Source organism: Magnetospirillum moscoviense, assembly GCF_001650635.1.
Taxonomy (GTDB): Bacteria; Pseudomonadota; Alphaproteobacteria; order Rhodospirillales; family Magnetospirillaceae; genus Magnetospirillum; species Magnetospirillum moscoviense.
On sequence record NZ_LWQU01000197.1, the window covers coordinates 1 to 10466 of the forward strand.

General features: G+C 65.9%; 10 protein-coding genes. 2 read left to right on the forward strand and 8 right to left on the reverse strand.

Features of this window, described 5'->3' with window-relative positions; all coding sequences use genetic code 11:
- The 4 genes from A6A05_RS18885 to A6A05_RS18900 all read right to left on the reverse strand — a co-directional run.
- Positions 1-513 (reverse strand): helix-turn-helix domain-containing protein (locus A6A05_RS18885; RefSeq protein ID WP_172822328.1); only part of this gene is annotated, 513 nt, incomplete at its 3' end.
- A gap of 268 nt (positions 514-781) precedes the next feature.
- Complete coding sequence (locus tag A6A05_RS18890) at positions 782-1093, reverse strand: hypothetical protein (protein WP_068504591.1); 312 nt, start codon at positions 1091-1093, stop codon at positions 782-784.
- A 65-nt stretch (positions 1094-1158) separates the two neighbouring features.
- Positions 1159-1815 (reverse strand): TetR/AcrR family transcriptional regulator, encoded by a 657-nt coding sequence (locus tag A6A05_RS18895; RefSeq protein ID WP_245644380.1) that lies wholly within the window; start codon positions 1813-1815, stop codon positions 1159-1161.
- Between the two features lie 128 nt (positions 1816-1943).
- The gene (locus tag A6A05_RS18900) at positions 1944-3260 is read right to left on the reverse strand and encodes a hemolysin family protein (protein WP_068504595.1); all 1317 of its coding nucleotides are present in this window, start codon (positions 3258-3260) and stop codon (positions 1944-1946) included.
- Positions 3261-3430: 170 nt separating this feature from the next.
- On the opposite strand from A6A05_RS18900, the gene rpoH reads away from it, so the two are divergent.
- Positions 3431-4315: an RNA polymerase sigma factor RpoH gene (gene rpoH / locus A6A05_RS18905; protein ID WP_068504601.1), complete on the forward strand. Its 885-nt coding sequence runs from the start codon at positions 3431-3433 to the stop codon at positions 4313-4315.
- 170 nt (positions 4316-4485) lie between these two features.
- Here rpoH and A6A05_RS18910 read toward each other — a convergent pair whose 3' ends face one another.
- The 4 genes from A6A05_RS18910 to gltX form a co-directional block, all read right to left on the reverse strand.
- Positions 4486-4932 carry a thermonuclease family protein gene (locus A6A05_RS18910; protein WP_082911078.1) on the reverse strand — a complete coding sequence of 149 codons (447 nt, stop codon included), beginning with the start codon at positions 4930-4932 and terminating at the stop codon, positions 4486-4488.
- A 104-nt stretch (positions 4933-5036) separates the two neighbouring features.
- Entirely contained in the window at positions 5037-5186 is a 150-nt protein-coding gene (locus A6A05_RS21095) for a hypothetical protein (protein WP_156521153.1), read from the reverse strand.
- A gap of 16 nt (positions 5187-5202) precedes the next feature.
- Positions 5203-6501, reverse strand: a complete 1299-nt coding sequence (gltA, locus tag A6A05_RS18915) for a citrate synthase (protein ID WP_068504597.1) — start codon at positions 6499-6501, stop codon at positions 5203-5205.
- A 208-nt stretch (positions 6502-6709) separates the two neighbouring features.
- Positions 6710-8125, reverse strand: a complete 1416-nt coding sequence (gltX, locus tag A6A05_RS18920) for a glutamate--tRNA ligase (protein ID WP_068504599.1) — start codon at positions 8123-8125, stop codon at positions 6710-6712.
- Positions 8126-8303: 178 nt separating this feature from the next.
- Between gltX and A6A05_RS18925 the strand changes: the two genes are divergently transcribed.
- Positions 8304-10343 carry a ComEC/Rec2 family competence protein gene (locus A6A05_RS18925; RefSeq protein WP_245644381.1) on the forward strand — a complete coding sequence of 680 codons (2040 nt, stop codon included), beginning with the start codon at positions 8304-8306 and terminating at the stop codon, positions 10341-10343.
- Positions 10344-10466 lie beyond the last annotated feature (123 nt).

Sequence of the window (10466 nt, forward strand, 5' to 3'; positions counted from 1 at the left end):
ATAGGTATGGCCGCGCTTGGCGGCGGTTTCATCAAGGCCGACGGCGGCGAGCTTGGACAGGTCGAGGCGCTCCACCGCCTTGCGGACATAATGATGGACGATCCGCCATAGACGGTTGTCGGTGACCTCGATGATGCGAGCCGCCGCCAGCACCGGCATCTCGCGGACCAGAACCAGCGCCACCTGCTCGAACAGCAGAGTGAACTGACTGCCTTCTCTCGCCCACGGCACGCCGATCCGAAGCACGCCATGCTCCGGACAGTCGGTGCGCGGCACCTTGGCAGTGATGTGGCAATGGTGCTGGAAGAAGTTGAGGTGCCGCCAGGTGAACTCCGCGAAGTCGTGCGCCTTGCAGGCTCTGCCACACTGCGGACAGGCAAACATGGTGCCGCGATCGACCGCGACCTCCAGGTGCAGCACGTGCGGCTGAACCGTCGTGTCCAGTCGCTGCTCGACCAGTTTCCACGGCGGGGAAACGCCCAGTCCCAAGGCCATGATCGTATTGGCGTCCACGTCGATATCCTCTTCTCCCAGACCGCCGCAGAGTGCCATCGTACTCGCGCCGGTCAAGGACGCGTCCCGCGCCGCTGACGCGGTGGCCTGCGGCCATCCCTGACCACCGCTCCGCTCGATGGCCTGCCAGAGGGCAGGTCGGGACGAGGGGATGGTCAGCGGATTAATCGAACAAGGGGATATTCAGCTACAGGTAGGCAGGGCGCTCACGCCGGAACCGGCGCAATTCCACTTCCAACGTCGAAGAGGCTCTTTTTCGAAGGGGCCGTCAGCGCATCGGCGGCATATAGGACGGCATCGTGGAATAGCCGCTGCCGCACTGGAAGGCGACCACCGAGGGGGTCAGGAAGCCGCAGCGCAGCGGCGTCCACGACTGGCCGAGCATCGACGAAATTCCATAGCCCGACTTGCGGCACTGGCGCTCGCCGATGGCGCGGACATCTTCCGGGGTCGAGGTCAGGTTGGAATAGCAGACATAGCTGGTCGGCCCCTGTGCGGTGTCGGGGGCCAGGGAATGCGGCGAGGTCGAGCAGGCGGCCAGGGCCAGGGTGGCGGCGACGGCAAGCGCTAGGTTCCTCATGATATCCCCCGGATGATGCGTTGGCCCTCTTGCCTACCGTGCCGGGGCCTGCTTGGCAAGGTCTGTTATGCCGGCTGGGCCTCGGCGGCGATGCGGCGGAAGACATCCTGGATTCCGGACAGGAAGGAATCGACCATGTTGGCGATCACCCGGTCGGTATCTTCCGGCACCGGGGCATGGTAGACCCAGCGGCGCACCCCGATATAGGCCACCGCCCCGTGCAGGCCGGCCACGCATTCGACCTCGTAATCGTTGGGGGCCTGCGCCGGCAGCCCGATTTCGAAGCGCAGTTCCTCGACCAGCGGCTCGAACAGGTTTTCGCGCACGAACCCCATATAGCGGTTGGCCAGCCCCTGGTCCTTCAGGCCGGCGAACATGAACAGGCGCACCTGTTCATAGCGGAAGTGCCGACGGCTATAGGCGTGGTAGAACTGCACGATCCGATCGCGCAACGAGACGGCGCGGTTCCTTAGGCCCACGGTCCAGGCCGGATTCCAGCCGCCCAGGAACACTTCCTGGTAGACCCGCTCGATCAGCGCGTCCTTGTCGGGGAAATAGCGGTACAGCAACGGTTGGGTCACCCCCAAACGTTGCGCCAACGCGCGGGTTTGGCCTTCGAAGCCGACCTCGGCGAAAAAGCGGATGGCCTCGGCGACGATCAGTTTCTCGCGCTCCTGGCGGGGCAGGCGGCGGCGGATGGCGTTTGGCTTTTGCGTGGGCACCGGCAGGGCTCGAAGGTGACGGGTTGCGGATAGGTCTTAATGCTTGGATTCTCGTACCACGATTGGTAGGGGTATGCCAGCCTAGAGCCTTCACCTTATGCGAACCAATACTTATGGGCTGTGATAAATTAGATGCCGGAGCCCGAGGTTTCGCCCTCTGATTTCGGGGGCTCGATCAGGATGCGATCGACCCGGCGGCCATCCATATCGACCACCTCGAAGTGCCAGCCCTGCCAGGTGAAGCGGTCGCCGGTCCGGGGCAGGTGCGGCAATTGCGACAGCACGAAGCCGGCCAGGCTGTGGAAGTCGCTTTCGCCGGCCATGCCGGGAATGCCGGTCAGGGCCTCGACCTCATGGATCGGCAGCAGGCCATCGACCAGCCACGACCCGTCGGCGCGGCGCACCGCCGCTTCGTCGTCGTCGGGGCCGGCCGGGCCCAATTCACCGGCGATGGCCGCCAGGATGTCGGAATTGGTCACCAGCCCCTCGAAGCGGCCGTGATCGTCCAGCACCGCCGCGAAGGGGGTGCCGCTGGCGCGAAACATCTCGATCAGGCGGGTGGCGCGGGTCTCTTCGTGGACGGCCGCCACCGGCTCGATGGCCTGGGCGGGGTCGAACGCCTCGCCGGCCATTAGGCGGTCCAGCAGCTTGCGGGCATCGACCAGGCCGATCACATGGTCCTGCGAGCCCTTGACCACCGGAAAGCGCGAATGGGGGCAGCCATGCATGGTGGCGCGCCACTGCTCGGGTGAGCCGTCGGCGTCCAGCCACACCACGTCGGGCCTGGGCGTCATGATCGAGCCGACCGAGCGGTCGGCCAGGCGCATGACCCGGTCGATCATTTCTTTTTCCACCGGGTCGATGGCGCCGGTGGCGGCGCCCTCGGCGATTACGGCGCGGACTTCCTCTTCGGTCATCGGCGCGGTCTCGTCGGGGCGCTGGCCCAAAAGCCGCAGCAAGGTGTCGGTGGAATGGCGCAGCAGGCTGACCACCGGGCTGCCGACCTTGTCGATCAGCCGCATGACCGGCGCGACCCGGATGGCGATGGATTCGGCGTGGCGCAGGGCCAGGCGCTTGGGCACCAGCTCGCCCACCACCAGCGACAGATAGGTGATGATGCCGATCACCACTGTCATGGCGATCTCTTCCGACCATTCGGCCATGGTCGGGGCGGCATTTGCCAACCAGTGGGCCAGCTCGCCGCCCAGGGTGGCGCCGGAATAGGCGCCGGCGACGATGCCGACCAGGGTGATGCCGATCTGCACGGCACTGAGCAGGCGCGACGGTTCGTCCAGCAGCTCCAGGGCCTGGCGCGCCCCCTTGGAGCCCAGTTCGGCCCGGCGGCGCAATTCGGCCGGCCGCGACGACACCAGCGCCATTTCCGACATGGCGAAGAAGCCGTTCAGCAAGATCAACAGGGCGACGATCAGGAATTCCCACCACATGGCGCGAATCCTAGTGCATCGTGCTCGCGGGGCAAGTGAAATTCTTGACCACCCCGTGCGGGTGTTGGCATAATGTTCATAGAAAAGGCGCCGCGAATGCGGGCCGTTTCCACTGCGGCCCGACCCCAAGGGTGGGCCCGGTCATGTTGCTCGTGGGAGGATATGACATGATGACCAATTACGCCGCCATTCCCGTGGTCGGGGGTGACAGCCTCACCAAGTACATGCGCGACATCCGCGTCTTCCCGGTCCTCGAGGCCGGGGAGGAATACATGTTGGCCAAGCGCTGGGTCGATTACCAGGACACCGAGGCGGCGCACAAGCTGGTGACCAGCCATCTGCGCCTGGTCGCCAAGATCGCCATGGGCTATCGCCATTACGGGCTGCCGATGGCCGATCTGATCTCGGAAGGCAATCTGGGCCTGATGCGGGCGGTCAAGAAGTTCGAGCCGGAAAAGGGCTTCCGGCTGGCCACCTATGCGATGTGGTGGATCAAGGCTTCGCTCAACGAATTCGTGCTGAACAGCTGGTCGCTGGTCAAGATCGGCACCCTGGCCGCGCAGAAGAAGCTGTTCTTCAACCTGCGCCGGATCAAGGCCAAACTGCAGCTGTTCGAGGGAAGCGATCTGGCGCCCGAGCACGTCAAGGCCATCGCCACTGAATTGTCGGTGGCCGAGTCGGACGTGGTGGCGATGAACGGCCGCATGGGCGGGCGCGATTCCTCGCTGAACATCGTGGTCGGCGAGTCGCAGACCGAGATCATCGACCTGTTGCCCGACGATACCGACAACCAGGAAATCGCCCTGGCCAAGCGCGAAGAACTGTCGATCGGCAAGAAGCTGATCGCCGGCGCGTTGGATGTGCTGAACGAGCGCGAGCGCGAGGTATTCACTGAACGCCGCCTGAAGGACGATCCGCTGACCCTGGAGGAGCTGGGCGCCCGCTACGGCGTCTCGCGCGAGCGGATCCGCCAGATCGAGGTGAAGGCCTTCGAGAAGGTCCAGGCCTTTGTCATGGCCGGCTTCCGGCCGGTCAAGGCGCTGCCGGCGGCGTAGGGGGCGTTCGGTTCAGGGAAAAAGTTCAAATCACCACAAGGCACAGAGGCACAGAGGTGATTTTCGTGGGGCAACCCTGTCGCCACGGCTCGGAAACCTCTGTGCCTCTGTGCCTCTGTGTTTCAAGAATCAGCCGGCCAGGGCGCTGCCGGCGGTGAAGGGGGGCTTCGCTACGGGCACGGTTTCTGCAAACCCGCCGCCGCCATCAAACTTCCGGCATCCTGGCCGGTGCCAACCCAGACCAAGGCGTCGATGCGCGATGCGTATTTGTCGTGGGTGATGTCGGTCAGGCGGACCGGGCCGGCGGCCAGCAACTCGGTCAGCATGTCCTTGGCCGCTTGGGCCTGGGCCGGGCAGGGGCCGCGAAGCTCGGGGGCGTCAAGGCCGCGCAGGCGGACGGAAACGGTGATGTCCAGACCCAGCCAGATGGGGACCTTGGCCAGGAAGGTGTCGCCATCGATCACCCGCAGCACCTGGGCGGGGTAAGGCAGGGCGCGCGCGGTCTTGGCGACGTCGTTGACGGCGTTGACCCGCGAGGTCAGGTCGGGACGGTCAGGGTGATGGCGGGCCAGCAGGCGCTCGACCCAGGGGGCGCGCTGGGGGTGTTGCCGGCTCATCCCTGGTCCTTCCGCAGCCTGTGACGCCCCATGGTGCCACACGTTTGGGAAAATGCGAACGGGGATGGCGTCAACCAAAGCGGTTTAAAATATGGTGGGGCTGATCAGCGCATCCACCAGATCGCCGCCGCCATGGCGGCCAGCAGGGCCAGGAACGCCGCCTGTTTCAGGCGCAGCGTCATCGGTCCCTTATTGTCGTTGGCGGGTGCGGGAATCCGTCGGGGCGGCGGCTGGCGCCGCCCCTCGGGAGACAATATCCGGTTTCCCGGCCTAGCCACGCTTGTCCAGGGGCACGTAAGGCCGCGGGCCGGCGCCGACATACAGCTGACGCGGACGACCGATCTTCTGGTCGGCGTCGGTCAGCATCTCGTTCCACTGGGCAATCCAGCCCACGGTGCGGGCCAGGGCGAACAGGCAGGTGAACACCGTGGTCGGGATGCCCATGGCGCGGAAGATGATGCCCGAATAGAAGTCGACGTTCGGGAACAGCTTGCGCTGCACGAAATATTCGTCTTCCAGCGCGATGCGTTCCAGTTCCATCGCCAGCTTCAACAGCGGCTCGTCCTTGACGCCCAACTCGTCCAGAACCTCGTGGCAGGTCTGGGCCATGATCTTGGCGCGCGGGTCGTAGTTCTTGTAGACGCGGTGACCGAAGCCCATCAGGCGGAACGGATCATCCTTGTCCTTGGCCTTCTTGATGAATTCGGGGATGCGATCCACCGAGCCGATCTCGTGCAGCATGGTCAGCACGGCTTCGTTGGCGCCGCCATGGGCGGGACCCCACAGCGAGGCGATGCCGGCGGCGATGCAGGCGAACGGGTTGGCGCCCGACGAACCGGCCAGACGGACGGTCGAGGTCGAGGCGTTCTGCTCGTGGTCGGCATGCAAAATCAGGATGCGGTCCATGGCCCGGGTCAGGATCGGGTTCGGGACGTATTCCTCGCAAGGCGTGGCGAACATCATGCGCAGGAAGTTCTCGGAGTACGAGAGCTTGTTCTGCGGGTACATGAAGGGCTGGCCCTGGCTGTACTTATAGGCCCAACCGACCACGGTCGGCATCTTGGCGATCAGCCGGTAGCTGGCGATCATGCGCTGGTGCGGGTCGTTGATGTCGGTCGAGTCGTGGTAGAAGGCGGCCATCGCGCCGACCACGCCGCACATCACGGCCATCGGATGCGAGTCGCGGCGGAAACCGCGATAGAAGAACGAGATCTGCTCGTTCAGCATCGAATGGTGGGTGATGTCGTTCTCGAACTTGGCCTTCTGCTCGACGTTGGGCAGCTCGCCCTTGAGGATCAGGTAGGCGACGTCCAGGAACTCGCAATTCTCGGCCAGATCGGCGATGGCATAGCCGCGATGCAGCAGGACGCCTTCGTCGCCGTCGATATAGGTGATGGCCGACTTACACGAACCGGTCGAGGTGTAGCCGGGATCGTAGGTAAACACGTCCAGGTCGCTGTAAAGCTTGCGGATGTCCATCACCTTCGGGCCAACGGTACCGGCGAGCAGCGGGAATTCCACCTGCTTGCCGGTGCTGTTGTTGATGAGCGTCACGGATTCTTTGGTCATATCGTCTTACCCCGTGCTGTCACACTCACGTGCGTTCGTTAATGCCATGCCTTGGAAACAGGGTTCCAGGCGGTTCTCTTTGGTAGACCAAGATGAGGTCATCTTGGTCACCGTCATTATGCCCCTCGCCGGGCGGGCGCGTCCGCGCCCTTGGCCGCGGCCTCAATGGCCGCTGTCTCACGATGATTTCTACCTGAAATCATCGTGCTCAAAGGGGCGGCCCGACGCGTCCAGCGTCTTCGATGCGCCCCATGGTCTCGGCCCGCCCCAGCACCTCCATCACTTCGAAGATGGGAGGGGAGACCGAGGAACCGGTCAACGCCGCCCGCAAGGGCTGCGCGATCTTGCCCAGTTTCTGGCCCCGGCCTTCCGCGAATTGGCGGGCGGCCTCCTCCAGAACCGATTTCGTCCAGTCCGCGCCGTCCAATTGGGCCGCGAACTCCTTCAACAAACTGGCCTGCTCGGGCTCGGCCAGATTCTTGGCCGCCTTCTCGTCGAAGGAAAGCGGCCGGGCCGCCAGGTAGAACAGGCCCATATCGGCCAACTCGATCACCGTCTTGGCGCGTTCCTTCATGCCGGCCATGCCGGCCGCCAGACGGGCCTTGGCGGCCGGGTCGGCGGCACGGGCCAACTTGGCCTCCATCAGCGGCACCACCAGCTCGACCAGGCGGGCATCATCGGCCAGACGCAGGTAATGACCGTTGAGGTTGGTCAACTTGGTCATGTCGAACCGCGACGGCGAACGGCCGACCTGCTCCAGGCCGAACCATTCGATGGCCTGTTCTGTCGAGATAATCTCGTCGTCGCCGTGCGACCAGCCCAGGCGCAGAAGATAATTGCGCATCGCTTCCGGCAGGAAGCCCATGTCGCGATAGGCCTCGGCCCCCAGGGCGCCGTGGCGCTTCGACAGCTTGGCGCCGTCGGGGCCGTGGATCAGCGGGATGTGGGCGAAGACCGGCACATCCCAGCCGCAGGCCTTGTAAAGCTGGAACTGGCGGAAGGCATTGGTCAGGTGGTCGTCGCCGCGGATGACGTGGGTGATGCCCATGTCGTGGTCGTCGACCACCACCGACAGCATATAGGTCGGCGTGCCGTCGCCCCGCAGCAGCACCATGTCGTCCAGCTGGGCGTTGGCCACCTTGACCTGGCCCTGGACCAGATCGTCGATGATGGTCTCGCCGTCTTGCGGCGCCTTCAGGCGCACCACCGGCTTTTGGTCCTTCGGGCCGTCAGCCGGGTCGCGGTCGCGCCAGATGCCGGGATAGCGCATCGGCTTACCCTCGGCCCGCTGCTGTTCGCGGATCTTTTCCAGCTCTTCCGGCGTGCAATAGCAGTAATAGGCCTTGCCCTCGGCCACCAGCTGGCGGGCCACCTCGGCGTGGCGGTCCATGCGGGCGAACTGGAACACCGCCTCGCCGTCCCAATCCAGGCCCAGCCACTTGATGCCGTCGAAGATCGCCGCCACCGCCGCTTCGGTCGAGCGGGCGCGGTCGGTGTCCTCGATTCTCAGGCAGAACTTGCCGCCGTGATGGCGGGCGAACAGCCAGTTGAACAACGCCGTCCGTGCCCCGCCGATATGCAGGAAACCAGTGGGGGAAGGGGCGAAGCGGGTGACGACCGACATGATGGAAAGCGCTCGTGTTGTGCAGTGCAATTGGCAAACCGGACTTATCTAGCATAAACTTTCGCTCATGACAGCCCGCAGAGTGGGGGGGACGGAGATTTTCCTGCCCGATAGGATAGGGAAAATCCTGACCGAACGGTTAGGTACCCTCCTGCTGGCCGAGCGGGAGCGTTGGGTTTTGTGGCTTCCCGTCGCTGTCGGCGTTGGCATTTCCCTTTATTTCGCCGTGTCGTTCGAGCCGCCGACCTGGGTCGGAGGCGCCGTGCTGGCCCTGTGCCTGGGTGTTGCCTGGCTGGGGCGCAGGGTCGCGCCGGTGTGGATGATGATGGCGGTGATGGCGCTGGTGGCCGGCGGCTTCACCGTGGCGCAATGGCGCTCGGCCTGGGTCGCGGCGCCGGTGCTGGAACGGCCGTCCGGCAAGGTCACGCTGTCGGGACTGGCGGCCGAGGTCGAGCCGCTGGCCGGCGGCGGCCAGCGCGTCACCCTGGACCATGTGTCGATGCCCATCGACGGCCCGGTGCCGCACCGGGTGCGGCTGCGCTTCAAGACCGACCAGCCGATCTCGGTCGGGGCCAAGGTGAGCGTGGCGGCGATCCTGACGCCGCCGCCGCAGCCCAGCCTGCCGGGCGCCTTCGATTTCGCCCGCCATGCCTGGTTCCAGGGACTGGGGGCGGTGGGGACCGCCCTGGGGCCGCCCGATATCGAGATGGTCGAGGGCGGCGGCGGCTTGAACGCGCTTCGGGCCGCCATCGGACGACGGATCATGGCGGTGCTGCCCGGCGCCATCGGGGCGGTGGCCCAGGCCCTGATCACCGGCGAGGTCGGGGCCATCCCCCGCGACGTGCTGGATGCCTATCGCGATTCCGGCCTGGCCCATCTGTTGTCGATTTCCGGCCTGCATATGAGCCTGCTGGCCGGGCTGGTGTTCTTCGTGGTGCGCGGCGGGCTGGCGCTGTGGCCGATGGTGGCGCTGTCCTATCCCATCAAGAAATGGGCGGCCGCATTCGCCATCCTTGCCACCTTCTTCTACATGCTGCTGGCCGGCGCCCCGGTGCCGGCGCAGCGTTCCTTCCTGATGACCGGCATCGTGCTGCTGGCGGTGCTGTTGGATCGCGCCGCCCTGTCCATGCGCCTGGTGGCGTGGGCCGCTTTGGTGGTGCTGGTCATCGCCCCGGAAGCGCTGATCGGCCCCAGCTTCCAGATGTCGTTCGCCGCCGTCGCCGCCCTGATCGCCGCCTATGAGGCTGTCAACCCAAGGGTGACCGAGTGGCGGACCCAGCATCGCGGCTGGCATCATCAGGTTGGGCTTTATCTGTTCGGCGTGCTGTTCAGTTCGCTGGTCGCAGGCCTTGCCACCACCGTTTATGGCGGGTTCCACTTCCATCGGCTGGCGGTGTGGTCGGTGCTGGCCAACATGGTGGCGGTGCCGCTGACCGGCTTCCTGGTGATGCCGTTCGCCGTGCTGGCTTTGGTGCTGATGCCGCTGGGACTGGAAGGGCTGGCGCTGGCTCCCATGGGCTGGGGCGTCGATGCCGTCAACCGGGTTGCGGTGGCGGTGGCGGCATGGCCCGCCGCGGGCCAGCGCCTGCCGGTGCTGCCCATCGAGGGGCTGGCCATCTTCACCCTGGGCGGGCTGTGGCTGCTGCTGTGGCGGACCCGCTGGCGGCTGTGGGGGCTGGCGGTTATGGCCGCCGGTCTGTCGACCTTCGTCCTGGTGCGCCCGCCCGACATCGTCGTCGATTCGCGCGGCTATAGCTTCGGGGTGCGAACCGGCGACGGCGCCTTGCTGGTCAATCGCGGCGGCCGGCTGGTGCGGGAAAGCTGGGACCGCCGCGCCGGGCCGCTGGCCGCCGAACGCTGGCCCAAGGCTGGCCGCTCGGCCGACGGCCGCCTGGGCTGCGACGCTCTGGGCTGCCTGTACCGCGCCCCGGCCGGTCCGGTGGCGCTGGTCCAGGACGAAGCCGGCATCGAGGCGGCCTGCGCTGCGGCGGTGACGGTGGTGGCGGCGGTGCCGCTGCGCCAGGCCTGCCGGGGGCCGCACACCGTTATCGATCGCTTCGATTTGTGGCGCCGCGGCGCCCATGCCTTGTGGCTGGAACCCGGCCGCGCCCGCATCGAGACTGTGGCCGGCTGGCAAGGCGACCGCCCGTGGGCCCATCGCCCGCATCGGCGCAAGAAGCCCGAACCCACCGAACCGCCGGCCGAGGCGGAAGATTAAGACGCGCGTAACTGGGGCAAAAGTCCGGGCGCCCCTTGGCGCACGGCTCACATTTGATTGAATCCCTGACGGGTTCATGATTCTGTTGGGCATGGCCAAGCCGGCGCTCAATGTTGAAGCATT